General features: G+C 74.7%; 18 protein-coding genes and 1 pseudogene. 16 read left to right on the forward strand and 3 right to left on the reverse strand.

The window, feature by feature from the left end; all coding sequences use genetic code 11:
* The first annotated feature begins 2 nt into the window (after positions 1-2).
* The 6 genes from ACIRB7_RS22460 (at position 3) to argF (ending at position 10,215) form a co-directional block, all read left to right on the forward strand.
* Complete coding sequence (locus ACIRB7_RS22460) at positions 3-1,079, forward strand: vWA domain-containing protein (RefSeq protein WP_403601409.1); 1,077 nt, start codon at positions 3-5, stop codon at positions 1,077-1,079.
* Positions 1,067-3,172: a hypothetical protein gene (locus tag ACIRB7_RS22465; protein ID WP_403601412.1), complete on the forward strand. Its 2,106-nt coding sequence runs from the start codon at positions 1,067-1,069 to the stop codon at positions 3,170-3,172. Before ACIRB7_RS22460 ends, ACIRB7_RS22465 begins: the two co-directional genes overlap by 13 nt.
* Complete coding sequence (locus tag ACIRB7_RS22470; protein ID WP_403601415.1) at positions 3,169-5,430, forward strand: hypothetical protein; 2,262 nt, start codon at positions 3,169-3,171, stop codon at positions 5,428-5,430. Before ACIRB7_RS22465 ends, ACIRB7_RS22470 begins: the two co-directional genes overlap by 4 nt.
* The gene (locus ACIRB7_RS22475; RefSeq protein WP_403601418.1) at positions 5,427-7,697 is read left to right on the forward strand and encodes a hypothetical protein; all 2,271 of its coding nucleotides are present in this window, start codon (positions 5,427-5,429) and stop codon (positions 7,695-7,697) included. Before ACIRB7_RS22470 ends, ACIRB7_RS22475 begins: the two co-directional genes overlap by 4 nt.
* A gap of 137 nt (positions 7,698-7,834) precedes the next feature.
* Positions 7,835-9,067, forward strand: coding sequence for an arginine deiminase (locus ACIRB7_RS22480; RefSeq protein WP_403601421.1), 1,233 nt, complete (start codon positions 7,835-7,837; stop codon positions 9,065-9,067).
* Positions 9,068-9,204: 137 nt separating this feature from the next.
* On the forward strand, positions 9,205-10,215 hold the full coding sequence (gene argF / locus ACIRB7_RS22485) for an ornithine carbamoyltransferase (protein ID WP_403601424.1): 1,011 nt from the start codon (positions 9,205-9,207) through the stop codon (positions 10,213-10,215).
* 38 nt (positions 10,216-10,253) lie between these two features.
* On the opposite strand, the pseudogene ACIRB7_RS22490 reads toward argF, so the two are convergent.
* A pseudogene (locus ACIRB7_RS22490) lies at positions 10,254-10,739 on the reverse strand (ATP-binding protein).
* Positions 10,740-11,000: 261 nt separating this feature from the next.
* Here ACIRB7_RS22490 and ACIRB7_RS22495 point away from each other — a divergent pair.
* Together ACIRB7_RS22495 and ACIRB7_RS22500 are read left to right on the forward strand one after the other, a co-directional pair.
* Positions 11,001-11,828: an enoyl-CoA hydratase family protein gene (locus ACIRB7_RS22495; RefSeq protein WP_403601427.1), complete on the forward strand. Its 828-nt coding sequence runs from the start codon at positions 11,001-11,003 to the stop codon at positions 11,826-11,828.
* The gene (locus ACIRB7_RS22500) at positions 11,813-14,101 is read left to right on the forward strand and encodes a bifunctional salicylyl-CoA 5-hydroxylase/oxidoreductase (protein WP_403601430.1); all 2,289 of its coding nucleotides are present in this window, start codon (positions 11,813-11,815) and stop codon (positions 14,099-14,101) included. The genes ACIRB7_RS22495 and ACIRB7_RS22500 overlap by 16 nt, the downstream gene beginning before the upstream one ends.
* A gap of 4 nt (positions 14,102-14,105) precedes the next feature.
* On the opposite strand, the gene ACIRB7_RS22505 is transcribed toward ACIRB7_RS22500, so the two are convergent.
* Both ACIRB7_RS22505 and ACIRB7_RS22510 read right to left on the reverse strand, forming a co-directional pair.
* Entirely contained in the window at positions 14,106-14,939 is an 834-nt protein-coding gene (locus ACIRB7_RS22505; protein ID WP_403601433.1) for a PaaX family transcriptional regulator C-terminal domain-containing protein, read from the reverse strand.
* Positions 14,940-14,948: 9 nt separating this feature from the next.
* The gene (locus ACIRB7_RS22510) at positions 14,949-16,601 is read right to left on the reverse strand and encodes an AMP-binding protein (RefSeq protein ID WP_403601436.1); all 1,653 of its coding nucleotides are present in this window, start codon (positions 16,599-16,601) and stop codon (positions 14,949-14,951) included.
* Positions 16,602-16,811: 210 nt separating this feature from the next.
* On the opposite strand from ACIRB7_RS22510, the gene ACIRB7_RS22515 reads away from it, so the two are divergent.
* The 8 genes from ACIRB7_RS22515 to ACIRB7_RS22550 all read left to right on the forward strand — a co-directional run bounded on the left by ACIRB7_RS22515 (position 16,812) and on the right by ACIRB7_RS22550 (position 26,951).
* On the forward strand, positions 16,812-17,984 hold the full coding sequence (locus ACIRB7_RS22515; RefSeq protein ID WP_403601439.1) for an acyl-CoA dehydrogenase family protein: 1,173 nt from the start codon (positions 16,812-16,814) through the stop codon (positions 17,982-17,984).
* Positions 17,981-18,394 (forward strand): RidA family protein, encoded by a 414-nt coding sequence (locus ACIRB7_RS22520; protein ID WP_403601441.1) that lies wholly within the window; start codon positions 17,981-17,983, stop codon positions 18,392-18,394. The genes ACIRB7_RS22515 and ACIRB7_RS22520 overlap by 4 nt, the downstream gene beginning before the upstream one ends.
* A gap of 163 nt (positions 18,395-18,557) precedes the next feature.
* A complete protein-coding gene (locus ACIRB7_RS22525) occupies positions 18,558-20,123 on the forward strand; it encodes an MFS transporter (RefSeq protein ID WP_403601444.1) in 1,566 nt (521 codons plus the stop codon).
* Between the two features lie 207 nt (positions 20,124-20,330).
* A complete protein-coding gene (locus ACIRB7_RS22530; RefSeq protein ID WP_403601833.1) occupies positions 20,331-21,791 on the forward strand; it encodes an ABC transporter substrate-binding protein in 1,461 nt (486 codons plus the stop codon).
* Positions 21,792-22,245: 454 nt separating this feature from the next.
* Complete coding sequence (locus tag ACIRB7_RS22535) at positions 22,246-23,949, forward strand: ABC transporter permease subunit (RefSeq protein WP_403601836.1); 1,704 nt, start codon at positions 22,246-22,248, stop codon at positions 23,947-23,949.
* Positions 23,930-24,982, forward strand: coding sequence for an ABC transporter ATP-binding protein (locus tag ACIRB7_RS22540; RefSeq protein ID WP_403601446.1), 1,053 nt, complete (start codon positions 23,930-23,932; stop codon positions 24,980-24,982). Before ACIRB7_RS22535 ends, ACIRB7_RS22540 begins: the two co-directional genes overlap by 20 nt.
* Positions 24,979-25,653: an ATP-binding cassette domain-containing protein gene (locus ACIRB7_RS22545; protein WP_403601449.1), complete on the forward strand. Its 675-nt coding sequence runs from the start codon at positions 24,979-24,981 to the stop codon at positions 25,651-25,653. The genes ACIRB7_RS22540 and ACIRB7_RS22545 overlap by 4 nt, the downstream gene beginning before the upstream one ends.
* The gene (locus ACIRB7_RS22550) at positions 25,650-26,951 is read left to right on the forward strand and encodes an MFS transporter (protein WP_403601452.1); all 1,302 of its coding nucleotides are present in this window, start codon (positions 25,650-25,652) and stop codon (positions 26,949-26,951) included. Before ACIRB7_RS22545 ends, ACIRB7_RS22550 begins: the two co-directional genes overlap by 4 nt.
* Positions 26,952-26,980: the final 29 nt, after the last annotated feature.

The raw sequence follows: 26,980 nt of genomic DNA on the forward strand, positions 1-26,980 counted from the left end.
ACATGCAGTGGACCGACAAGGGGGGCGCCCTGCTCCTCGCCGGGGCGCTCCTCGCGCTCTCCGGCCCGTTCGCGACGCCCACCGCCTCGGGCGCGCCCCGTACCCCCGCCGACAAAACCGCCACCGCGCCCACCGCGCCCGCCGATCCCACCGCGCCCACCGCGCCCGCCGATCCCGCCGCGCCCGCCGATCCCGCCGCGCCCGCCGCGCCCACCGATCCCGCCGAAGAACCCGACCCGATCGACTTCGCCGTCGTCGTGGACCAGTCGGCGAGCCTCGCCGACGAGGACCTGGCGCGCGAGACGGAGGCGGCGGCGCTGATCGGCCAGGGCGAGATATCGGAGCGCTCCCGGGCCACCGTCATCGGTTTCGGCAGCTCGGAGAAGCCCGGCCAGTCGCCCGTACGCGAGGTGTGCCCGCTCGCCGCCGTCGACGCGGCCGGGCGGGAGCGACTCAGCGACTGCGTACAGGAGTTGCTGCGGCGCAACCCGGCCCGTATGGGACCGGGCACCGACTTCCCCGCGGCCATCCGCCAGGCCGTCACCCGCCTCACCGGCGCGGGGACCCCGAAGAAGCCCGCCACCCCCAAGGTCGTCTTCCTGCTCACCGACGGCAGACTCGATGTCGCCGACAGCCCCGAGTACGGCTCCGACCGCGAGAGCCGCCAGTCCAACGGGGCGCGGCGGCTCACCGAGGAACTCGCCCGCGCCCGGACCGCCGGCGTGCAGATCTGGCCCCTCGGCTTCGGCAAGGAGATCGACCGCGCCGCTCTCACCGCCATGGCCGAGGGCGGCTACCGGAGTGCCTGCTCCGAGGTCCCCGGCTCCGTCCCGCGCATGCGGGTCGTCGACACCTCCGCCGAGATCGACAAGGCGCTCCAGGAGACCTTCGCCGCCGCCCGCTGCGCCCGGATCGAGCACGGCACCGCCGGCAAGCCGCCCGCCGACCTGACCGTGGTCATCCCGCCCATCGCCACCGACGGCTCCCTCACGGTCGCCAAACACGACCCCAAGGTGCAGGTCACGACCTCACCGAAGAGGCGCGGGCGCGCGCCTGGCGGCAGGCGGTGGAAGGACTGACCGGCCCGGACGTCCCAGCCGGCACCGCGCCCGCCTCCGCCTCCGCCGAGCAGCTGCCGGGCGCCCTCGGGCTGCTCCTCGACGAGGGCGTGCCGCGTTCCCTCGCCGGACACCGCTGGCTCCCGCCGCAGGGCAGGGCGGGGGCCCGGCTCGCCGCCTGCGACGAGGCCGTGGAAGACGCCGTCGACGGCTATCAGCGGGTACGGGGCGCGGCGGGGCTGTTCACCGGCGTCGGCCTCACCGTCGACCTGCCGGGTGACATCGAGCGGGCGACGGAGGAGCTGGCCCGGTTCCGTACCGCCGTCGCGGACGCCTTCGGCGCCGCGGGCGGCAGCAGGCTCACCGCCGAGCACCGGGGCGTGCTCCGCGACCGGGGGGTCGAACTGCCGGAGATGCCACGGGAGATGTCCCGGACCGGAGTCGTCCCCGCCCTGCGCGACCACACCCACGACCTGATCGGCAAGGGGCTCCCGCTCCGCTCCGTGGCGGCCCGGCTCTCCGCGCTCGCCGCGCGCACCGCGCCCGTCGGCAGCGCCGCCCGGCTCGCCCGGCTCGACGTGATCTGCGGGCCGGAGCGGCTGCGCAGGCTCGGTGGCCGGTACCCGTTCACGGCCGGCGGCTCACGCCCCGTGGCCCTCGTCGTGACCGGGGTCCTCGCCCTGCTCGCCGGGCTCTGGCCGGTCCTCGGCTGGTCCCTCGGCCCGGCCGTGGGCGTGCTCGCCGCGGGGCTCGCCCATCTGATGCTGCGGCGCAGGCCCAACCGTTCCCCGGACGGGCGGATCGACGGCGGCGGGGCCACGGGGGCGGCGCCCCGGCTCGTCGGCGGGATGCTCGGCGGCCTCGTCGGGGCGGGACTCGGTGGGTTCCTCGGCCCACCGCCCTGGCTGGGGGCCGTGGCACTCGCCGGGTCGGTCACGGCCGTCGTCCTGCTCGCGCTGCGCGACTGGAGCCGGGCCGTGGACGACTGGTGGGAGCGGGCGGACCCGGAGGAGGCCCGGCGGATCCTGCGGGAGACCGAGGCCCTGGTCGTCACGACCGCCGTGCACGACTGGCTCTTCGCCGAGGTACGGCACCACTGCTCGGCCGGGGCGGGGGCGGTCGCCCGGCTGCTCCGCGGGCTCGCGGAGACGGCCGACGCGCGGGGGCAGGCGTACGGGCAGGGGCCGTCGTACGCGCGATCGGCCGCGCCGCCGGAGAAGGAGGCCGCGCCGGAGGCCGTACGGGAGGCCGTACCGTCACCGGCCACGGACGGCCGTACGACGTCCTGGAGTTGGGAGGACTGGACGGACGGAGGGGAGGAGGACGTCTGGTCCGACATGGACGAGGACCTTCCGCCGGTACGGACCTCAGCACCGACCCCGACTCCGACCCCGGCCCCGGTTCCGCACCCGACCCCGGCCCCGACTCCGGACGTGCCCTCGTCGACGGCCCCGCCCATCGCCCCGCCCCCGCTCGGCGGCACCCCGTCCCTCCCCGCGCCCGCGTGGCTCGAGCGGCGGTACGGGGACGGCGGGCCCCTGCTCGTCGACACGCTCGTCGGCGATCTGGTCACCGGCACCCTCCTGATCCTCGACCGGTGCTGGGCAGGCATCGAACGCGACCCCGGCGCCCTCACGCCGGCCGTCCACGAGCAGCGGATCGCGGAGCTTTTGGACGAGACGCGTCTCCGTCTCGAACGCGATGTGGCAGCCTCGCCGCCGCCCCGTTACGACGGCCTCCGCGACCCGGACGCGCTGTCCGGCCCCGCCGCCTTCACCGACCGTTCCGACCGGCCCGACGCCGCCCGGCTCACTGGGGTCGCCCCCGACGCGGTGGCCCTGCTGATCCTGTCCGAGGACGACCCCCTCCGTACGGTCGCGCTCTGCGGCCCCGAACACCTGCGGCTGCTCTCGCACGACCCGCTCGCCGCCCGGCAGGTCCGCTTCGTGCCCGAGGCGATGCGGAGCGGGGCCGCGGGGAACGACATCTGGCGGGGCACCGCCGAGGACGTCGTGTGGACCGGTGCGGGACGCCACGCCGGAATCCTCCGTCTCGTACCGCTGCGCGCGGACGTCGTGCACACCGTCCGCGCCGAGGAGGCGGGAGAAACGTGACCGACCCGAACCGACCGACCGACCCGAACCGACCGACCGACCCGGCCGGCCCGGCCGACCCCCGTCACCCCCTCGGCCCGGACCACCCCGACCACCTCAGCCGGCCGAGCCCGCCACCCCACCCGTACTACCAGGAGCTGGAGTTCCTGACCCCGCAGGAGGCGCGGCTCCGCTTCGCCGTGCGTTTCGGTGAGGACCGCAAGCCCCCCGACCGCCCCGGTGTCCTCGCGCGCCGGGCGGTCCTGGGGGCCGGTTCGGTGCCGGTCGTCCAGTACCGGCTGACCTCGTCGCACGGCGACCCCCAGGCGTACGGGCTCCTGGAGCGGGAGGTGGCGGCCGCCGTCGCCCTCGAACGGCGTTACGGCACGGCCCAGTTCGTCGCCGTGCTCCCCCGGATCGTCGGCTTCGACCTGACCGCCGCCGAGCCCTTCGTGCTGTACCGGCCCCCCGGCGGGCGACCCCTCTCCGCCTGGGCGGGACACCTCGGCGCCGACGCCCCGGAGGCCATCACCGGCCAACTCGCCCTCGCCGTCCGCCTCCTGGGCGACCTCGGCCTCGTCCACCGGGCCATCACCCCCGACACCGTACGGTGGGACGGGGCGCGCGTACGGCTCTGCGAACCGTACGCGGCGCTGCGCGCCGGGGAGGCGCGCCGCCCCTTCGGCGCCGCCCCCTGGGCGTCGCCCGAGCAGCGCGCGGGGCTCGGCGCCGCCGATCCGCGCGACGACCTGTGGTCCGTCGCCGAGCTCGCCTACTCCCTGCTCTCCGGCCGCCCCGACCGGGGTGAAGGACCCCCCGCCGACCTGGCCGACTACCGCCGCCTCGCCGCCCTCGAGCACAGCGGTCTCTTCTCCCCGCAGGCGGCGGAACGCCCGCAACCGGCCGAGCTGTTGCGGCTCCTGAACGTGCCCGACCCGCTCGCCGCCGGCGTCGGCGCGGCGGACCCGCTCGACCGGTGGCGCGCCGAGTACGACACCCAGATCGCACGGAAACGCGCCCTGTCCGGGGGATCCCCGCCGGGTGCGGGAGTGGTGGGGGAGACCCCAGAGCCCTCCGTCCGGGACGCGCGGCCCTCGCGTACCTCCGTGTTCCGCCGGGTCTTCGGCGGCGGCGGCGAGGCGGCGGCCCGCCCCGCCGCGCCCGCGCCCGAACCCGTACCGGCGCCGCCGTCACGGAGCCGGATGTGCCCGCACTGCCTGCTCCCCGTCGAGTACGACGAACGGCTCCTCGTCACCATCGACGCCAAGGGCAACCGGATCCCGCTCGACCTCAGCGCCGAACGCCGGCCCGGCCACCGCACGGACGCCCTGCGCAAGGCGTACCACCTGTGCCCCCACACGCGGGACGGCGACGAGGGGCACGAACTCCCCGTGCCCTACCTCACGAACGGGGAGCCGCTCTCCATCGCCCTCGTCGGCAGCTCCTCCGTCGGCAAGACCCACCTCCTCGCCGCCATGCTCGGCGAGGTCGAACTCGGCGGCCTCGAACCGTACGGACTGAAATGCCGGCCGCTCAACCCCGACGCGCACCGCACCTATCTGCGGGAGCGCGTGCAGAGCCTCCAGCAGGGACGGCAGCTGGCCCGCACCGGACAGCAGACCTTCGCGCGCTTCGCCGACGGTCTCCTCGTCTCGGCGGGCGGCGCGCCACCCCGGCCCGTCGTCTTCTTCGACCTCGCGGGCGAGGACCTCGCCCAGGACAGTGAGGTCGGCCGGTTCCTCATGGGCGTCGACGCGTTCGTCTTCGTCCTCGACCCGCTGCGCGCGCTCCGGCTTTCGTCGCTCAACCCCGTGCGGGAGCAGAGCGGGCTGCGCCGGCGCGAGCTCGGCGACGAGGCCTTCGCCACCGTCCTGAACCGCATTCCCCGGCAGCGCGGCGGACTCGTCGCCGCGCCGGCCGCGCTCGCCGTCAACAAGAGCGACCTGGTGCGGTTCGAACCGGTCGTCGACCGCTGGCTCGGCCGCGCCCTGCCCGCCGGTCACGACCCCGCCGCCGCGCGGGCCGAGAGCCGGGACGCGTACGCCTTCCTCGCCCAGCACGCCAGCGCCGCCTGGCTCAAGCCCTTCGACGACTGCGCGGACTGCACCCTGCACTTCGTCGCCGCGACCGGCGGGCAGGCCCGCGGCGACCGGTTCCCGCACGGGGCCCGGCCGCGCCGGGTCCTCGCACCACTGCTTTCGCTCTTCGCCATGTGCGGGCTGCTGCCCGGGGCGGAATCCGTGGGGCCCGAGGGGCCCGGAGAGGGGATCGTCCGATGACACGGTCGGAGAACGAGGTCGACCAGATCGTCTTCCGCTGGGACAGCGAGAACCTCACCGGCAGCACGGGCTTCGGACCGGTCGCCTGGTCGGGGCCCCGCGACGAGGCGGAGAACCTCTTCCGGACCTCGGGGCCCGTGCTCCGCGCCAGCGGCGAGGAGACCCGGCCGGCCCTGATCCGGCTCCAGCGGCGCGCGGAGGTGATGCTGATCCGGCGCCTCCCGCTCAAGGACGCCGAAGGCGGGACCTCCGTGCTCTGCCACGCCCTCGTCGGTTCACCCGAACTCCTCGAACCCGCCACCTGCCTCGGGCTCCACGCCTGGACCTGGGAGGGCGCGGACATCGACGCGGCCCGGGTGCGGGGGCGGCTGCCGGTCGTTCCGGAGGAGGTCCTCGTCCCGGCGACCGGCCGGGGGCAGGCGGAGCTCGACCAGACCCTGGCGTACGCCTCCGAGGAACTCACGGGAGCCGTCGCGGAGTTGCTCCGCCACCCCGACGAACGCTTCACCGTCCTCGACGAACAGGGCGACACCGCCTGCCCCGTGCTCTGGGGGCTGCACAGCATGTTCGGGACGCTCACCGACCGCCGGTGGACCTTCGCCACCCACGACACCCTCGAACTCCCCGCGCTCCGGTACGTGTTCGTCGGCCGCTGGTCCGGTGCGGCGAGCCGTAACACCGAGCGCCGCCGCGTCGACCCGCGCGAGCGGAGCGGCGACCGGGCGGAGGAGATCGCGGCCCGGCTCGTCCGCCACCACCTGCGGGGGGTCGCGGAGGGCGAGGGCGGCGAGTACGCGGTCGGCAGCGCCCTCCACGCGGCCTTCGCCGCCCGCCGCGGCCCCCTCCTGGACACGGCCACGCGCGCCCTCGGCGCCCTGGACGGCCGCGCGCCACGTGACGACGTGACCCCGGCCGCACCGGAGGCCCCGGCCCGGAAGCCCGCGGGACGGCGGTGGGGCTGGGCGTCGGGCGGCCGGACCGCGGAGGACCAGCCCGGGGATCCCGGGGGAACGGCCCGCCCCGGCCCCGCGGAGCGCCCCGACCTGTGGTTCCGCCAGGACCCGCAGCCGGAGGCCCCACCCCTCCCGGCCACGGAAGAAACCCGCCCGGACCCGAACGACCCCGTCGGTACGGCCCCGAGGACGCCCCCGTACCGACAGGAGGCGAACGAACCGGACCCCCGCCAGACCACCCCGGGCGGCCCCGCCCCGGAGCCGTCGCAGCGGCCCGGGTCCGTACCGCCGGAGCCGTCGCGGTGGCCTGGGACCGTATCGCCGGAGCCTCCGCCGTGGCCTGGGACCGTATCGCCGGAGTCTTCGCCGTGGCCTGGGTCCACACCGCCGGAGCCTTCGCACCGGCCCGAGTCCACACCGTCGGAGCCTTCTCAACGGCCCGGGTCCACCCCGGCGGAGTCGTCGCAACGGCCCGGGTCCATACCGCCGGAGCCGTCCCAGCGCCCCGGGGCCGCTCCCGGAGAGCCGTCGCACCGCCCCGGGGCCGACCCGTACCCCCGCCCCGTGCTGCCCCAGGTCCCGCCGGAGTGGACCGGGCCCGGGGCGGCAGCCGGGAGGACCTGGGCCAGGGTGCGGGGGCGGGAGCGGGACGTCGAGACCGGGCTCGTGCACAAGCTGCCGATGGTGCGCACCGTGGACGAGGCCCGCGAGCTCGTCGAGCGGGGCGGCAGCCGCGAGTTGCTCGACGCGTTGCGCCGCACGCAGGCGTACGTCGTCCTCACCCTTCTCCTGCGCGAGACCGCCCGCCGTCTCCCGTCCTGGGAGCATCCGCTGCGCAGGGAGCTGTGCGAGGTGGCCCTCGGCCAGGACTTCTGGGCCGTGGCGCCCCCGGGCGGCGATGCCGACCCCTCCGACCCGTCGGGGGAGCAGCGCGCGGCCAACGCCGCCGAGCTGTACCGCTGGGCGGTCCGCCCGCTCCTCGGCGGCGGCGACGCCCCGGCCGGCACGGTCGCCGCGCTGCTCTCCCGGCTCCGTACGAGCCCGGTGCCGTCCGCGCGTGAGACCTTCTGGCTGATCGTCGACGGCGAGCGGCCCGGCCTGCCGGAGACGGTCTGGCTCACTCTCCTCAAGGAGGCGTACGGAGTGCCCCGGGGGCCCGCCCGACCGGGAGTTCCCGCACCCCGGCCCTCCGGCCCCCACCCGGACGACCCCGGCAGCGGCTACACCCGCCGCTTCCTGCGCCGCGCGGGGATGCTGATCGGCGGCCTGGTGGCGGCGATCCTCGTGGTCGCGGCATGGGGGCGGTTCACCTGACCGCTAGGACCGCGCAGACCGCGAGGACGGCGCAGACCGCGAGGACGACCGCGACCACGCTCCAGGCCCCGACCCCGACCACCCCCGCCTCCTCCGAAACGCAGGCCCCGGCCGCCCCGCTCCGTCAGGATGGGCGCATGGGATTCCACGTCGATTCCGAGACCGGGCGGCTGCGCCGCGTCATCCTGCACCGCCCCGATCTGGAGCTGAAGCGGCTCACCCCCAGCAACAAGGACGCCCTCCTCTTCGACGACGTGCTGTGGGTGCGCCGGGCCCGCCATGAGCACGACGGCTTCGCGGACGTCCTTCGGGACCGGGGGGTGGAGGTACATCTCTTCGGGGACCTGCTGAGCGAGGCCCTGGAGGTGCCGGCCGCCCGCGCGCTCGTGCTCGACCGGGTCTTCGACGAGAAGGAGTACGGGCCGCTCGCCGCCGACCACCTCCGCGCCGCGTTCGACTCGCTCGACGCGGTCGCGCTGAGGGAGGCGCTCGTGGGCGGGATGACGAAGCGGGAGTTCCTGGCGGCGCACCGCGAGCCGACCTCGGTCCGTTTCCACGCCCTGGACCTGGACGACTTCCTCCTCGGCCCGCTGCCGAACCACCTCTTCACCCGGGACACCTCCGCCTGGATCTACGACGGCGTGTCGATCAACGCGATGCGCTGGCCGGCCCGGCAGCGCGAGACCGTCCACTTCGAGGCGATCTACAAGCACCACCCGCTCTTCACGGGCACCGAGGCGGGGGCCTTCCACCACTGGTCGGAGGGGCAGGCCGACTACCCGTCGACCATCGAGGGCGGCGACGTCCTCGTCATCGGCAACGGCGCCGTGCTCATCGGGATGAGCGAGCGGACGACGCCGCAGGCGGTGGAGATGCTGGCCCGGGGCATGTTCGCGGCCGGTTCGGCGCGCACGATCATCGCGCTCGACATGCCGAAGCGGCGCGCGTTCATGCACCTGGACACGGTGATGACGATGGTCGACCAGGACACGTTCACCCAGTACGCGGGCCTCGGGATGCTCCGCTCGTACACGATCGAGCCGGGGGACGCGGGTCAGCCCCTGCGGGTGACCGACCATCCGCCGGAGCACATGCACAGCGCGATCGCCGAGGCGCTCGGGCTCCGGGAGATCCGCGTCCTGACGGCGACGCAGGACGTGCACGCGGCCGAGCGGGAGCAGTGGGACGACGGCTGCAACGTGCTCGCCGTGGAGCCGGGTGTGGTCGTCGCGTACGAGCGGAACGCCACCACGAACACGTTTCTGCGCAAGCAGGGCATCGAGGTGATCGAGATCCCCGGCAGCGAGCTGGGCCGGGGGAGGGGCGGCCCGCGCTGTATGAGCTGCCCGGTGGAGCGAGATGCCGCCTGAGTCCCGGGAGCGAGGCCGTACAGAAATGCAGGCTGTATAGAAATGCCTACATGCGTATACACTTCCAACCGTCCCCGACCGTCGTCCTCCGACCGTCCCGCACACGTCCCACGACCGTACCCATAGGAGCGCGTCCCATGGCCACAGACCTCATCGGCCGCCACTTCCTCAAGGAGCTGGACTTCACCGCCGAGGAGTTCCGCGCCCTGATCGCGCTCTCGGCCGAGCTCAAGGCCGCCAAGAAGGCGGGCGCCGAGGTCCAGCGGCTGCGGGGCAAGAACATCGCCCTGATCTTCGAGAAGACCTCGACCCGCACGCGCTGCGCCTTCGAGGTGGCCGCCGCCGACCAGGGCGCCTCCACCACCTACCTGGACCCGTCCGGCTCCCAGCTGGGCCACAAGGAGTCGGTCAAGGACACCGCCCGCGTCCTCGGCCGGATGTTCGACGGCATCGAGTACCGGGGTGACAGCCAGGCCGCGGTCGAGGAGCTCGCCGCGTTCGCGGGCGTCCCGGTCTTCAACGGGCTCACCGACGACTGGCACCCCACCCAGATGCTCGCCGACGTGCTCACCATGACCGAGCACACGGACAAGCCGCTGGACACGATCGCCTTCGCCTACCTCGGCGACGCCCGGATGAACATGGGCAACTCCTACCTGGTCACCGGCGCCCTGCTCGGCATGGACGTACGGATCGTGGCCCCCGAGGCGTACTGGCCGGCCGAGGACGTCGTCGCCGCCGCCCGCAAGCTCGCCGAGGTCAGCGGCGCCACCGTCACCCTCACCGAGGACCTCGCGGAGGGGGTCAGGGGCGCCGATTTCGTGGCCACGGACGTCTGGGTCTCCATGGGGGAGCCCAAGGAGGTCTGGGACGGGCGGATCGCCGCCCTCGCCCCCTACTCGGTGACCATGGACGTCCTGCGCGCCACCGGGAACCCGGACGTCAAGTTCCTGCACTGCCTGCCGGCCTTCCACGACCTCGGTACGGCGGTCGGGCGGGACATCCACGCCCGGCACGGCCTGACCGAGCTGGAGTGCTCCGACGAGGTCTTCGAGTCGGACCACTCGGTCGTCTTCGACGAGGCCGAGAACCGGCTGCACACCATCAAGGCGGTCATGGTGGCGACGCTGGCCGGCCCGACGGCGTAATCCCCTTTACGGGTACATGTACACGCGCGCGTGCCCGGTCACGGTGCCGGGCGGCGCTGGGCCGGTATCCCCGGCAGGGTGAACCAGACCGCCTTGCCGTGGGCGGTGGGGCGGTGTCCTCAGTCGCTGCTGAGCGCGCGGATGAGGAGAAGGCCGCGGCCGTGCTCCTGCCAGGGGTCGACCTCGGTCCCCGGTTCGGGGCAGACGAGCTCGCCGGGGCGGCTGGGCTCGGGGTCGTGGACCTCGATCTGGCAGCCGCCCAGCCCCGGGAGCAGCTCGACGACGAGCTCGATGGGGCCGCGGCCCCCGGTGTGCTCGACGGCGTTGGCGACGAGCTCGGCGGTGAGGAGTTCGGCCGTGTCGCAGTCGGGGCGGTCGGCGGCCCCGGGGTCGATGTCGGTGAGCGCGGTACGGATCAGGGCACGGGCGATCGGCACGGCGGCGGTGGTGTGCGGCAGCTGGATACGCCAGGAGGCGGCCGCGCCGGGGGGCCCGGACGGGGCAGGTCCGGTGGCTTCGGGCATGGAGGGCAGGGCTCCCTTCACCGAGTGGGGGCGGCGGGCGGGGCGTCCCGAGTGGGCGGGGGCATCCCGAGACGTCCTGGTTTCAACCTTACGAGCTGTAATTTCTCCCTCCAGAGGCGCCCCTCCCTCAGCGCCCGGGACCTCCGTCACACGCTCCCCAGGACCTAGGGCGGCCAGCCCTCACCCCTCCTTTATCGCGCACTCGTGACGACAGTCACAGTACGGTGATACCCTCCGAACGGAGGAAGGAGGCCCTTCCCGATGAGCCCTTTCACCGGCTCCGCCCCCCGCACCGCGGACTGGCGGCATCTGCGCCTCGCCATCGACCGCGGCGTCGCCACCGTCACCCTCGCCCGCCCCGCGAAGCTCAACGCCCTCACCTTCGGCGCCTACGCCGACCTGCGTGACCTCCTCGCCGAGCTCTCCCGCGAACGGACCGTCCGCGCGCTCGTCCTCGACGGCGAGGGCCGCGGCTTCTGCTCCGGCGGCGACGTCGACGAGATCATCGGCGCCACCCTCTCCCTCGACACCGCCGAGCTCCTCGACTTCAACCGGATGACCGGCCAGGTCGTCCGGGCCCTCCGCGAGTGCCCCTTCCCGGTCGTCGCCGCCCTCCACGGCGTCGCCGCCGGGGCCGGGGCCGTCCTCGCCCTCGCCGCCGACTTCCGGATCGCCGACCCCACCACCCGTTTCGCCTTCCTCTTCACCAGGGTCGGCCTCTCCGGCGGCGACATGGGCGCGGCCTATCTGCTGCCCCGGGTCGTCGGACTCGGCCACGCCACCCGGCTCCTCATGCTGGGCGAACCCGTCCACGCCGCCGAGGCCGAGCGCATCGGCCTGCTCTCCGAGCTCACCGAGGAGGGCCGCGCGGGCGAGCGGGCCGCCGCCCTCGCCCGCCGCCTCGCCGACGGCCCCGCACTCGCCCTCGCCCAGACGAAGGCCCTGCTCACCGCCGAGCTCGACATGCCGCTCGCCGCCTCGATCGAAATGGACGCGGCCACCCAGGCCCTCCTGATGCACGGCGCGGACTACGCCGAGTTCCACGCCGCCTTCACCGAGAAACGCCCCCCGAAATGGCAGGGCCACTAGCCATGGCGGGGCCGCGGGCCACGACCGGGCCGTCGAGGATCGCCGTCGTCGGCGGCGGACCCGGCGGGCTCTACGCCGCCGCCCTCCTCAAACGGCTCGATCCCGCCCGTGAGGTCACTGTCTGGGAGCGGAACGGGCCCTCCGACACCTTCGGCTTCGGCGTGGTCCTCTCCGACGAGACCCTCGGCGGCATCCGGGACGCCGACCCCGTCGTGTACGAGGCACTCCGCCGCGACCTCGTCCGCTGGGACGACATCGACGTCGTCCACCGGGGCCACCGCACCCGCTCCACCGGCCACGGCTTCGCGGCCCTCGGCCGCCGCCGGCTCCTGGAGATCCTGCACGCCCGCTGCACCGATCTGGGTGTACGGCTCCGCTTCCGCACCGAGGCCCCGCCCGCCGACGTCCTCGCCGCCGGCCACGACCTGGTCGTCGCCGCCGACGGCGTCCACAGCCGCACCCGCGAGGCCCACGCCCCGCACTTCCGCCCCACCCTCACCACCCACCGCTGCCGCTACATCTGGCTGGCCGCGGACTTCGCCTTCGACGCCTTCCGCTTCGAGATCGCCGAGACCGAGTACGGCGTGATGCAGCTGCACGCCTACCCCTACGAGGCCGGTGCCTCCACCGCCATCGTCGAGATGCGCGAGGAGGTCTGGCGGGCGGCGGGCTTCGACGAGCTCGACGAGGCCGAGTCCACCGTCCGCTGCGCGAAGATCTTCGCCGAGGCGCTCGGCGGCCGGGAGCTCCGCGCGAACAACTCCACCTGGACCGCGTTCCGTACCGTCGTCAACGAGCGCTGGTCATACGGCAACACCGTGCTCATCGGCGACGCCGCCCACACCGCGCACTTCTCCATCGGCTCCGGCACCAAACTGGCCGTCGAGGACGCCCTGGCCCTGGCGCACAGCATCGAAGAGCACCCCACCCTCCCCGCGGCCCTCGCCGCCTACGAGGCCGAGCGCCGTCCCGTCGTCGCCTCCACCCAGCGCGCGGCCGCCGCCAGCCTCCAGTGGTTCGAGGAACTCGCGGGCCGGGTCGACCGGCCGCCCCGCCGGTTCGCCTTCGACCTCCTCACCCGCAGCCGCCGCGTCACCCACGCCAACCTGCGGCTGCGTGACCCGGCCTTCACCGCCGCCGTCGAACGCGACTTCGGCTGCCCGCCCGGCACCCCGCCCATGTTCACCCCGTTCCGGCTGCGGGGACTGACCCTGCGCAACCGGATCGTCGTCTCACCCATGGACATGTACGTCGCAGAGGACGGCGTCCCCGGCGACTTCCACCTCGTCCACCTGGGCGCCAGGGCCCTCGGCGGCGCCGGACTCGTCATGACCGAGATGGTCTGCGTGAGCCCCGAGGGCCGTATCACCCCCGGCTGCACCGGCCTCTGGTCGGACGAACAGGCCGCCGCCTGGAGCAGGATCACCGCCTTCGCCCGCGCGCAGGCACCCGGCACCGCGCTCGGCGTCCAGCTAGGCCACTCCGGCCGCAAGGGCTCCACCCGGCGCATGTGGGAGGGCATCGACCAGCCGCTCCCCGAGGGCAACTGGCCCCTGGTCGCCGCCTCACCGCTCCCGTACCGACCGGGTGTCAACCAGACCCCGAAGGAACTCGACCGCGCCGGACTCACCGCCGTACGCGAGGAGTTCACGACCGCCGCCCGCCGGGCCGCCCGCTGCGACTTCGACCTCCTCGAACTCCACTGCGCGCACGGCTACTTGCTCTCCGGCTTCCTCTCCCCGCTCACCAACCACCGCGCCGACGCGTACGGCGGCGACCTCGACGGCCGGTTGCGCTACCCCCTCGAAGTCTTCGACGCCGTACGGGAGGTGTGGCCCGACGAGCGCCCCCTGACCGTCCGCGTCTCGGCCACCGACTGGGCCGAGGGCGGCACGACCGACGAGGAGGCGGTCGCGGTCGCCCGCGCCTTCGCGGCCCACGGCGCCGACGCGATCGACGTCTCCACCGGCCAGGTCGTCCCCGACGAGACCCCCGCCTACGGCCGCTCCTACCAGACCCCGTACGCCGACCGCATCCGCAACGAGCTGGCGGTCCCGGTGATCACGGTCGGCGCGATCTCCTCCTGGGACGACGTCAACTCCCTGCTCCTCGCCGGCCGCGCCGACCTCTGCGCTCTGGCCCGCCCGCACCTCTACGACCCGCACTGGACCCTGCACGCGGCCGCCGAACAGGACTACGAGGGCCCGGCCGCGCCCTGGCCGACCCCGTACCGCGCGGGCAGCCGCCGGCCCCCCACCGGCCGCCGCGAATAACGCCTCAAGGCGTGTCCGCCGAGTCCTCCCGGAGGAACGGGCGCACGAACTCGGCGCCCCGGTCCCGCAGCAGCTCGTGCAGGGCCGTGAAGACCTCCGCCGAGCGCCGGCCCGGCCAGTCGTCCGGGAGGAGTTCCGCCGGGAGGACCGGGTCCGCGTACGGCAGCCGGCGCCAGGAGTCCAGGGCGAGGAGGTAGTCCCGGTAGGCGTCCTCGGGGCCCCCGGGCGCCGTCCGCCAGGCCCGTAGCACCGGCCCGTGGGCCGCGAGGAACTCCTCGTGGAGCGCGGCGATCGCCGGCAGGTCCCACCAGCGGGCCGCAGCCCCGGCCGTCGCCGCGTACCCCAGGTGGTCGCCCCTGAAGAGGTCCACGTACGGGGAGAGCTCCAGGCGCTCCAGGGCGTTCCTGGTCTCCTCGTACAGCCGCGCGGGCGCGATCCACACGCCCGGCGCCGCCGTACCGAAGCCGAGCCTGGCGAGCCGGGAGCGCAGCAGATGGCGCTTGTGGCGCTCGGCCTCGGGTACCGAGAAGACGGCGAGGACCCAGCCCTCGGACAGTTTCGGTTCGGTACGGGCGTAGATGCGGCGGTCGCCGTCGTCCAGGAGCCTGCGGGCGTCCTCCGAGAGCGCGTACCCGGCGGACCCGTCCGCCGTACGGCCCGGAAGGAGCAGCCCGCGCCGCTTCAGCCGCGACACCGAGGAACGCACCGAGGGCGCGTCCACCCCGAGCGCCGCGAGCAGCCGGATGAGCGCGGCCACCGGCACCGGCCCGTCGGGCGCCCGGCCGTACGCGCCGTAGAAGGAGACGATCAGGGATCGGGGAGTGTGCTGCTCGGCCACGTGATCACCTTAGGGGGTGGCGCCCGCGTCGCGCCCGGATCGCACCTGGTCCCGCAGCCGGAAGCGCTGGAGCTTGCCCGTGGGCGTGCGGGGCAGCGCGTCCAGGAAGACGATCTCGCGGGGTGACTTGTACGGGGCGAGGCGGGCGCGTACGAAGGTGCGCAGCGCGGCGGCCGTGGTGGCGTCGCGCGGCACCCCGTCCCGTACCACCGTGTACGCCACGACGACCTGACCCCGCAGCTCGTCCGGGCGGCCCACCACGGCCGTCTCGAGGACGTCGGGGTGGTCGAGGAGCGCCTCCTCGACCTGGGGGCCCGCGATGTTGTACCCCGCCGAAATGATCATGTCGTCGGCCCGTGAGACATAGCGGAACCAGCCATCCGGCTCGCGGACGTACGTGTCTCCCGTGACGTTCCAGCCCTCCCGTACGTACTCGGCCTGGCGGGGATCGGCCAGATAGCGGCAGCCCACCGGGCCGCGCACCGCGAGCAGCCCCTCCTCGCCGTCCGGGACGTCCCGGCCGTCGCGGTCCGTGATCCTGGCCTGCCAGCCGGGCACCGGGCGGCCGGTGGTGCCGGGCCGGATGTCGCCGTCGGCGGCGGAGATGAAGATGTGCAGCAGCTCGGTCGCGCCGATGCCGTTGATCAGGCGGAGCCCGGTGCGCCGGTACCAGGCGGTCCAGGTGGCCTCCGGGAGGTTCTCGCCGGCCGAGACGCAGCGGCGCAGCGAGCCGACGTCGGGGGCGGTGCCGAGGGCCAGCTCGTCGAGCATGACCCGGTAGGCCGTCGGGGCGGTGAACAGCACCGACACCCGGTGCCGCTCGATCGCCGCGAGCAGCTGCTTGGGCCCGGCCTGTTCGAGCAGGACCGCGCTCGCCCCGGCCCGCAGGGGGAAGACGACGAGCCCGCCGAGGCCGAAGGTGAAGGCGAGCGGCGGCGAACCGGCGAAGACGTCGTCGGGCAGCGGGCGCAGGACGTGCGCGGAGAAGGTGTCGGCGACGGCGAGGACGTCCCGGTGGAAGTGGACGCAGCCCTTCGGCTGCCCGGTCGTGCCGGAGGTGAAGGCGATCAGGGCCACGTCGTCGGCGGCCGTCGGAACCGCCGGGTACGGGCCGGGGTGGCGGGCGGCGAGGGCGAGGAGGTCGTCCGGCCCTTCCCCGCCGAAGGGGGTGACGCGGAGGCCCGGGATCCCGGCCGCGACGAGCTCGTCGAGGGTGTGGGCGTCACAGAGGGCGTGGGTGCAGCGGGCCGCGTCCGCCATGACGGCCAGCTCGGGGGCGCGCTGCTGGGCGAGGACGGTGACGGCGATCGCGCCCGCCTTCATCACGGCGAGCCAGCAGGCGGCGAGCCAGGGGGTGGTGGGGCCACGGAGGAGGACCCGGTTGCCTGGCCGTACGCGCAGGTCGGAGGTGAGGACGTGGGCGATGCGGTCGACCCGGTCCTGGAGGTCCCCGTAGCTCCAGACGCCCCCCTCGCCGTCGTGGAAGGCGGGCCGGCCGGCGCCGAACCGTTCCACCGTACGGTCGAGGAGCTCCGCGCCGCAGTTCAGCCGGTCGGGGTAGGCGAGCTCCGGAAGATCGAAGAGGAGACGTGGCCACCGGTCCGGCGGCGGCAGCCGGTCGCGGGCGAAGGTGTCGAGGTGGGCCGAGGGTGTCAGCTCCATGAGTCCGTCCCCCTGTCGTGGTGGGGTCGCCCGTCGCCCCACGAGCGTATCGTGTTGGTGACGGCAGTCAACGGTTCGCGACAAGGGTGCTCGGGAGCGCCCGGAGGGAGGCACCGGACGGCACGGGGCCGGCGCGGTCCGGCGCAGGAACGGCAGCGCCCGACGGCGCAGGGACGACGGCGACGCCCGAGGGCGTCAGAGAGGGCCCACATGCCCGCATTCTCGCTCGATACGGCACAGCTCACCTGGTGTGCGGAGCTCCGCACCCTCGCCGCCGAACGCCTGCGGCCCCTCGCCGAGAAGGGCGAACCCGGCCGGGTCAACCGCCCTCTCGTCGCCGCCCTCGGCGAACTCGGCCTCCTCGCCCGGCTCTTCGACGCGGGCGCCCTCGACCTCTGCCTCCTGCGCGAATCCCTCGCCCGGACCTGCACCGAGGCGGAGACCGCCCTCGCCCTCCAGGGCCTCGGCGCCCACCCCGTCGCCGCCTTCGGCACCCCCGCGCAGCGCGCCCGCTGGCTCCCCGAGGTCACCGCGGGACGGGCCGTCGCCGCCTTCGCGCTCTCCGAGCCCGGTGCGGGCTCCGACGCGGCCGCGCTCGCCCTCGACGCCGTCCCCGACGGGCGCGGCGGCTGGCGGCTGCACGGCGAGAAGCAGTGGATCTCCAACGCCCCCGAGGCCGACTTCGCCACCGTCTTCGCCCGCACCACCCGGGACGCGGGCGCCCGCGGGGTCACCGCCTTCCTCGTCCCCGCCGACCGGCCGGGCCTCGGCGGCGAGCACCTCGACATGCTCGCCCCGCACGCCCTCGGCACCCTCACCTTCGACGGTGTTGCCGTCGGCCCCGAGGACCTCCTCGGCGAACCGGACCGGGGCTTCCGGGTCGCCATGCACACCCTCAACCTCTTCCGGCCCAGCGTCGGCGCCTTCGCCGTGGGCATGGCCCAGGCCGCCCTGGACGCCGCCCTCGCCCACACCGCCGCCCGCCCCGCCTTCGGCGGACACCTCGCCGACCTCCAGGCCGTCGCCCACCGGATCGCCGAGATGGCCACCCGTACCGAGGCCGCCCGCCTCCTCGTGTACGCGGCGGCCACCGCGTACGACGAGGGCGACCCGGACGTGCCCCGGCGCTCCGCCATGGCCAAACTGCTCGCCACCGAGACCGCCCAGTACGTCGTCGACGCCGCCGTCCAACTCCACGGCGCCCGCGCCCTGCAACGCGGCCACCTCCTGGAACACCTCTACCGCGAGGTCCGGGCACCCCGGATCTACGAGGGGGCCACCGAGGTCCAACGGACCATCATCGCCAAGGAGTTGTACGCGTCCCAGCGCCGTTCCGCCCCATCGTCGACAGGAGTCGGGAACCAGGAGGAGCCGTCCCCATGAGCCTGCACCGGCACAACCCCGCCGAACTCGCCCCGCCCAGCGGCTTCTCCCACGCCGTCACCGCCACCGGCACCCGTCTGGTCTTCCTCGCGGGACAGACCGCCCTCGACAGCGAGGGCGCGGTCGTGGGAGACACCCTCACCGAGCAGTTCACCACCGCCCTCGCCAATCTCCTCACCGCCCTGCGGCACGCCGGCGGCACCCCCGCCGACCTCGCCCGCGTCACCGTCTACACCACCGACGTCGAGGACTACCGGGCCCACGCCCATGAACTCGGCCGCATCTGGCGGCGGTTGGCGGGCCGCGACTACCCGGCGATGGCCGTCATCGGAGTCGTACGCCTCTGGGACGAACAGGCCCGGGTGGAGCTCGACGGCTTCGCGGTCCTGGACGAGCCCGCACGCGCCTGATCACGCCCTCGATCGCCCCTGGTCTCCGGTGATCTCTCCGGTGATCTCTCCGGTGATGGCGATTGATCAACTGGTAAGGCGTGCGGGCCGGGCTTAGTGTCGAAAAGGTGGACCGCCCGGCCCACAGCTTCCTCCGCGAGGGCGCGATGCGCCATGAACAGCCATGAGTAGTACACCGAGTACTCCCGAGCCGAAGGCCCCGACGGCGACCGCCCCCCACGGGAGCGGCGGAGACGGCAAGGGCATCGCCCTGTTCGTCATCGCCTCGTGCCAGCTGATGGTGGTTCTCGACATCACGATCGTGAACATCGCGCTCCCACACATCCAGACCGCGCTGGAATTCTCCACGACCAGCCTGGCCTGGGTCGTCAACGCGTACACCCTCACCTTCGGCGGCCTGCTGCTGCTCGGCGGCCGCGCCGGCGACATCCTGGGCCGGCGACGCGTCTTCATCTTCGGCGTGCTGCTCTTCGGGCTCGCCTCGCTCTTCTGCGGACTCGCGCAGAGCGAATGGCAACTCCTCGCCGCCCGGGCGCTCCAGGGCGTCGGCGGCGCCATAGCCTCACCGACCTCGCTCTCCCTCATCACCACGACGTTCGACGAAGGCCCGGAACGCAACCGGGCCTTCGGCGTGTTCGCGGGCGTCTCGGCCGGCGGAGGCGCGATCGGACTTGTCGCGGGCGGCATGCTCGTCCAATGGCTCGACTGGCGCTGGATCTTCTTCGTCAACGTCCCCATCGCCCTGCTCATCGCCTTCCTCACCCCCCGCCACGTCAAGGAGTCCGAGCGGCGCCCCGGCCACTTCGACCTCACCGGCGCCCTCACCTCGACGCTCGGCATGGTGGCGCTGGTCTACGGGTTCATCCGCGCCGCCCAGGAGGGCTGGCGCGACCCGTACACGATCGGCTCGTTCGTCGCGGCCGTCGTGCTCCTGGCCGTGTTCCTCCTCGTCGAACGGCGCTCCCAGCAACCCATCACGCCGCTGCGCATGTTCGCCGACCGCAACCGCTCCGGCACCTACGCCATCATGCTGTGCCTGGCGGCGGCGATCTTCGGGATGTTCTTCTTCCTCACCCTGTTCGTGCAGCAGGTACTGGCCTTCAGCCCCTTGAAGACCGGCATGGCGTTCCTGCCGGTGAGCGCGATCATCGGGGTCGGCGCGGGGCTCACGTCCACCCTGCTGCCCCGGTACGGGCCGAAACCGTTCATGGTGACGGGCTCGGTACTCGCCGCGGCCGGCCTCGCCTGGCTGACCCTGACCGATGTGCACTCGACCTATCTGGGCAGCATCCTCGGGCCGATCCTCGTCTTCGGCTTCGGCATGGGCCTGATGTTCGTCTCGCTGACCATCATGGCGCTGTCGAACGTCGAACCGAGGGACTCCGGCGCCGCGTCCGGCCTGCTCAACGCCACGCAGCAGGTGGGCGGTTCGCTGGGCCTCTCGATCCTGGTCACGGTCTTCGGTACGGCCAGCCGCAACGAGGCGGACAAGCAGGTCCCCGCCTTCCTCTCCCAGGCGGGCCCGCTGGAGAAGGCGCAGTTCGCCAGGACCGGCCAGCTTCCGCCTCCCTGGGGTGACCAGGTCCTGACCTCCGGAGTCTCCGCGGGCTTCGTCACGGCGGCGATCTTCGCCGTGGTCGGCGCGCTGATCGCCCTCTTCGTGATCCAGGTCCGGGCCTCGGACATCGAGCGGCTCAAGGGCGGCACGCCCATCGCGCCGGGTGGCTGAGTGCGAGCGGGTACGCCCCCGTAATGAAAATGATTGTCATCCTGGTATGGTCGGCGCGTACCCGCTCGCCGCGCCCTCCGAGGACCCCCTTTGCTCCGCCTGCCCGCGCGCTCCGGCCTGCCCGGAACCAGCCGCACACCCCGCACACCCCACGCCCACCGTCGCCGCACGCTCGCCGCGCTCGCCCTCACCACGGCGGCCGCGACGCTGCTCACCGGCTGCTTCACCGGAACCGGAGCCGGAACCGGAACCGGGACAAGGGGCGCTGGCGATGCTGCCGACGGCCGCCTCCGGGTCGCCATGATGCAGCCGCCCCGCTCCGGCCTCTCCCCGCTCTCCGACGACGCCTTCAAGCTCTCCCGCTGGTCCACCGCCGAGACCCTCGTCCGGCTCGACCGCGACGGCAACGCCGAACCCGCCCTCGCCACCTCCTGGCGGCAGACCGGCCCGACCTGGACGTTCACCCTCCGCGACGGCGTGACCTTCCACGACGGGACGCCCCTGACCGCCGAGGCCGTCGTCCGCTCCCTGACCACGGCGGCGAAGGCCTCGCCCAAGCCCCGCATCCTCGACGGCGTCGCCCTCACCGCCCGCGCCACCGGTCCCCACACCCTCACCGTGACCACCGGCACCGCCGACCCCCTCGTGCCCCAACGGCTCAGCTCGCCTCAGCTGTCGATCCTCGCCGCCAAGGCGTACCGGGGCCGGACCGTGAACCCCGTCGGCGCCGGCACCGGACCGTTCGTCCTGGTCCGCGCCGAGGGCACTTCCTCCGCGACCCTCGACCGGTACGACTCCTACTGGGGCGGCCGCGCCAAGGCCGCGGGCATCGACGTGCGGTACGTCCCCGACGGCACCGCCCGCGCCGCCGCGCTGCGCGCCGGGGAGGCCGACATCGTCGAGGCCGTGCCCGTTTCCCAGGCCCGCCTCCTCGACCCGAAGCTGATCACCGAGGTCCCCATGCCCCGGACCAACACCCTCTACCTCAACACCCGCAGGGGCCCGTTCAAGGACCCGGCCCTGCGTGCCGCCGCCCGCGAGGCCGTCGACGCGCGCGCCCTCGTCGCCGGGGTGTACGAGGGCCGCGCCGACGTGGCCGGCGGACTCCTCGGCCCCGCCCTGCCCTGGGCGGCCGAGCTCCGCGCCCCCGTCCGCCGCCCCCACGCGGCCGCCGCCCCCAAGGGCGCCACCGTCACCATCGGGACGTTCACCGACCGGGCCGAACTCCCCGAGGTCGCCCAGCTCCTCCAGCAACAGCTCCAGAAGGCCGGATTCACCGTGAAGCTGGACGTACGGGAGTACGCCACCATCGAGGCCGACGCGCTCGCGGGGAAGTTCGACGCGTTCGTCCTCTCCCGCGCCACGGTCCTCGACTCCGGGGACCCCGCCGCGTACCTCTACAGCGACTTCGCGGGCGACGGCTCCTTCAACATCGCCCAGCTCGCCGACCCCACCGTCGACCGGGCGCTCGCCGCCGCGACCGGCACGGCGACCGGCGACTCCCGCCGCCGGGCCGTGATCGCCGCCGAGGCCGCCGTACTCGCCACCGACGCGGCCGTGCCGATGCTGCACGAGCGCGTGATCCAGGGCGACGCGGCCCACGTGGTGGACGCCGCGCACGACCCCCGGGAACGCGAACTCGTCACCGTCGACACCCACGTACGGTGAAGTCACCCGCGGTGACGACCTTGGCGGCCCGGCTCCTCGTGGCCAAGGCCCTGACGGTCAAAACCCTCCTGACAAGGCCCCGCCCATGAGCCATCAGCCGGGAGGCCCCTCCGTGACGAAACCCTCGCAGGGGGCGCAGGGCGGCCCCGAGTCCGTGAGCGCCTTGACCGGCCCCGTGGCGGCGAACGCCCCGGCCGGCTCCGGAGCCGCGGCGGCCCAGGCCGACCCTCGTACGCCAAACCCCGCCGCCCGCTGGCACCCCGCCAGCTGGCAGGTCCCGGCCTGGTGGCGGGCCACCCCCACCCGCCGCGAAGCCACCCCCACCGGCCGCGAAGCCACCCCCACCGGTCGCGAAGCTGCTCCCACCGGCCGCCGGGCCACCCCCACCCGCTGGAAGGCGGCCTCCACCCGCCGGCGGCCCGCCCTCGCCGGCTTCGCCGCCAGGGCCGCCGCCCTGGCGGCCCTCCTGGCCGTCGTCGGGCTGCTGCCGTGGCTCTCCGGCAAGGATCCCGCGCTCGGGTTGCTGCGCGCCCGGTCCGCCGAGCAGGAGCCCACCCCCGAGGCGCTCTCCGCGATCCGCGCCGACCTCGGGCTCGACGCCGGGCCGTGGGGGCTCCTCGGGGGCTGGGTGTCCGGGCTGCTCCGGGGCGATCTCGGGGCCTCCTGGGTCTCCGGCACCGACGTCCTGCCCTCCATCGTGGCGGGACTCGGGGTCTCCCTGACCCTCATGGGCGCGGCCCTGGGCGTCGCGCTCGTCGTCGGCTCGCTGCTCGCCGCGCCCACGCTCGTACGGGGCCGCCCCACGGCTGGCGCGGTCGCCGCGGTCCTCACCTCGCTGCCCGAGTTCCTGCTCTCCCTCGTGCTGCTCATCGTCGCCGGCGTGTGGCTCGGCCTCCTTCCCACCTCCGGCTGGGCCGGACCGGCCCACCTGGTGCTGCCCGCGCTGGCCCTCGGCGTCCCGGCGGGCGCGCTCCTCGGCCGGCTCGTCGCCGTCGCGTTCCCCGCCGTCCTGGAGGAACCGTGGGCGGAGCTGTGGCGCGGCGCCGGGACCAGCCGCGCCCGGACCACACGGGCCGCGCTCCGCCGCGCCCTGCCGCCGCTCGTCCCGCAGTTCGGCCTCGTCGTCGTCGGCCTGACCGGCGGCGCCGTCGCCGTCGAGACCGTGTTCGCCGTCCCCGGCATCGGCCGTACGGCGCTCGGCGCGGCGAAGGCGCAGGACCTGCCGCTGCTCCAGGGCTGCGTACTCGCCCTGCTCCTCCTGGGCCTCCTGGTCGGCGGCGCGGCCTCGCTCCTCCGGCGCCGGCTCCTCGGGCCCGCGCTCCGCGAGGCGGGCCTGAGCCTGCCGCCGCCACGGCGACCCCGGCAGACGCGGATGTCCGCCGTGGCCCCGCTGCTCCTGGCCGCCGTGCTCGCGGGCGTGATCGGCTGGGGGCTGCTCCGCGACCCGTACGCCGTGGACGTCGCCTCCCGGCTCGCCGGGCCCTCCACCGCGCACCCGCTCGGCGCGGACGCGCTCGGCCGGGACGTCCTCGCCCGGCTCGGGCACGGCGCCGCCGCCACCGTCGGCACCGCCGCCGCGGTGACCGCGCTGAGCTGTCTGATCGCCCTCGTGCTCGGCTTCCTGCCGCGGACGACGGCCGGCCTCGCGGACATCGCCAACGCCCTGCCGCCGGTGATCGTCGGCCTGCTCGTCGCGGCCGTGACCGGCCCCGGCGCGGGCGCGGCGGCCCTCGCCGTGACCCTGGTGTCCTGGCCGCCGCTCGCCGCCCACGCGGCCGCCCTCGCCCAGGAGGTACGCGCCTCCCGCTTCCTCCAGGCCCAACGCGCCCTGGGGGCAGGCCCGTTGTGGATCGCCACCCGGCACGTACTGCCGTCGGTGGCGGGCCCGGTGGCCCGGCACGCGGTGCTTCGGCTGCCCGGCGTCGCCCTCGCCCTCGCCTCGCTCGGCTTCCTCGGCCTCGGCGCCCAGCCGCCGTCGCCCGAGTGGGGCCTGCTCCTCGACGAGTCGGCCGACTACGTCGAGCGGGCGCCCGTCGCCGCGCTCGCCCCGGCCGTGGCCCTCGCGCTGCTCGCCGCCCTGGCCGTCAGCCTCTCCAACAGCGCTTCTCCCGTAGCCCGTTCAAGAAAGGCCCGACCCGTTGCCGCCCCCACCGACTGACCCGCTCCTCACGGTCGACGCCCTCCACGTCTCCATCGGCACGACGGACGCCGTCCGGGGGATCGGCTTCGAGGTGTACCCGGGCGAGGTCTTCGCCCTGGTCGGCGAGTCCGGCGCGGGTAAGTCGCTGACGGCCCGCGCGCTGCTGGGCATGGCGCCCCGCACGGCGACCGTCTCCGGCCGGGTGCTGCTGCACGGCGCACCCGTCACCCCGGCCGACCTCGGTCGCCGCCTGGCCCGGATCCCGCAGGACGCCCTGTCGGCACTCTCGCCCGTCCATCGCGTAGAGGAGCAACTGGCCCTGGCCGTACGGTCCGTGCAGGGCCTCGGCCGTCGCGAGGCCCGTGCGGTGGCCCGCCGTGCGCTCGCCGCCACCGGCCTCGCGCCGGAGGCGGCCGCCGTGTACCCGCACGCCCTGTCCGGCGGCATGCGCCAGCGCGCCGTGATCGCGATGGCGCTGGTCAACGAGCCGGACCTGGTCGTGGCCGACGAGCCGACCACGGCGCTCGACCCCGAGCGCCAGGAGCGCGTCCTCACCCTCCTGCGGGAGCGCTGCGCGGCCGCCGGGGCCGCCCTGCTGCTCGTCAGCCACGACCTGGAGGCGGTACGCCGTCACGCCGACCGGGTGGCCGTCCTGTACGCGGGCCGGATCGTGGAACTCGGCCCCGTGGAACGCGTACTGGAGCACCCGGCCGCCCCGTACACCCACGCTCTCCTCGCCTCCCTGCCCACGCCCGGCCTCGCACACCGCTCCCGCCTCCCGGTCCTGACCGGAGCTCCACTGCTGCCGGGCGCGACGGACGAGGGTGTAACGAGTGTCGGCCCGACGGGTAAGGCCGCGACGGGCGGGAGCGCGACAGGCGAGGGCCCGACGGGTAAGGCCGCGACGGGTGATGGCGCGCCGGACGAGGGCTGCGCCTTCACGCCCCGCTGCCCGGCAGCCACCGCCCTCTGCCGACGCGAGGACCCAGCACCGAAAACGACCAACGGACGCAGGGTCGCCTGCCACCACCCCCTGGGGGAGACAGCGTGAATCCCCTGCTCCAGGTGCGCGACCTCGTCGTACGGTACGGAGGCCGCACCGCCGTCGACGGGGTGTCGTTCGACGTGGCGGCCGGCGAGACGGTCGGCCTCGTCGGGCCCTCCGGCTGCGGCAAGTCGACCACGGCCGCGGCCGTCCTCCGCCTGCTGAGCCCCGACGCCGGATCGGTCCGGTTCGACGGGGTGGAGCTGACGACCCTCCGCGAGCGCGAACTGCGGGCGCTACGGCCTCGGTTCCAGCCGGTGTTCCAGGACCCGTACGGAGCACTCAGCCCGCGCCGCCGCATCCGCGACCAGATCGCCGAACCCCTCCGGCTGCACGGCCTCTGGACGAAGGCGGACGGCCCCGCGCGGATCACGGAACTTCTCGGCCAAGTAGGCCTCGACCCGTCGCACGGCGACCGGCTGCCCCACGAACTGTCCGGCGGACAGTGCCAGCGCGCCGGGATCGCCCGCGCCCTCGCCACCCGCCCGGAACTCCTCGTACTCGACGAGCCGACCTCCGCCCTCGACCCCTCCCTGCGGGCCGGCGTCCTCAACCTCCTGATGGACCTTCAGGACACCCTCGGGGTCAGCTGTCTGTTCATCTCCCACGACAGGGCGGCGGTGCGGCACACCTGCGACCGCGTCCTGACGATGCGCGAAGGAAAGCTCACCGCGTGACCCCCCTCACCCGACTCCTCATATCGAGCCAGTTCGCCTTCAACGTAGGCTTCTTCGCCGTCCTTCCCTACCTCGCCGACCACCTGGGCGGCGCCCTCGGACTGGGCGGCGCCCTCGGACTGGGCGGCGCGCTCGTCGGACTCGTCCTGGGCCTGCGGACGTTCAGCCAGCAGGGCCTCTTCGTCGTCGGCGGGGCACTCACCGACCGGTACGGCCCCCGGCCCGTGGTCCTCGCGGGCTGCGCACTGCGCGTGATCGGCTTCCTCTGCCTCGCCGTCGCGTCGAACCCCTGGACGGTGACCGGGGCCGTCGTCCTCGTCGGCTTCGCCGCCGCGCTCTTCTCCCCGGCTGTCGAGTCCGAGATCGCCCGCGAGGCACTCCGCGCCGAGCGCTCCGGCGGCCCCCGCCGCACCCGGACCCTGGCCCGCTTCTCGGCGGGCGGCCAGGCCGGCGCCCTCCTCGGCCCGGTCCTCGGCGCGCTGCTCCTGTACGGGACCGGCGACGCCCACTTCCGTACGGCCTGCCTCGCCGGAGCGGGAGTCTTCGCGCTCGTCCTCGCCGCCCACGCGCGCCTGATGCCCGGAGGCGGAGGCCAGGAGCGGCGCCCGGGGGAGTGGCGGACGGTCCTGGCCGACCGGCGCTTCCTCCGCCTCGCGCTGGCCTACTCCACCTACCTCCTCGCCTACAACCAGCTCTATCTGGCCCTCCCCGCCGAACTGGCCCGCGCCACCGGCTCCCAGGCCGCCCTCGGCTGGCTGTTCGCCCTCTCCTCGGCCCTGGCCGTGTTCGGCTCGACCTCCCTGGAACGCCTCGCGGCCACGCGACTGGACAGCCCGTCGATGCTCCGCACGGGACTCCTCCTGACAGCCACGGCGTTCGCCGCGACGGCAGCCCTACGGCCGTACGAGGGCATGGCGGCAGCCGTAACCTTCACGACCCTCCTCACCCTCGGCCAGATGCTGGTCCTGCCCGCGACCAGGTCCCTGCTCCCCGACCTGGTGGACGAACGCCACCTCGGCCTGGCCACCGGCGCCCTCTCCTCCATAGCCGGCCTCGCGGTCCTCGCCACATCGGCCCCCACAGGCGCCCTCCTGACCCTCCCGGGCCCCACCCCCTGGCTACTCCTCACAGCGGCCCCCCTCCTGGGCCTGGCCCTCGTACCGGCGGCGCCGACAGAGGACCAGCCCGAGCACCCGTCCGACGGCCGGACCGAGGCCCGGACCGACGGCCCCACCGCACCTGCCACCGACCGCCCCGGACGGCCTTCCCGCGGCGCGCCCGGCCGGGACGCCGCCTAGGGTGAGCCGCGGAAGGGTGAAAACCGTGC

This window comes from Streptomyces sp. NPDC093795, assembly GCF_044764665.1.
GTDB lineage: Bacteria > Actinomycetota > Actinomycetes > Streptomycetales > Streptomycetaceae > Streptomyces.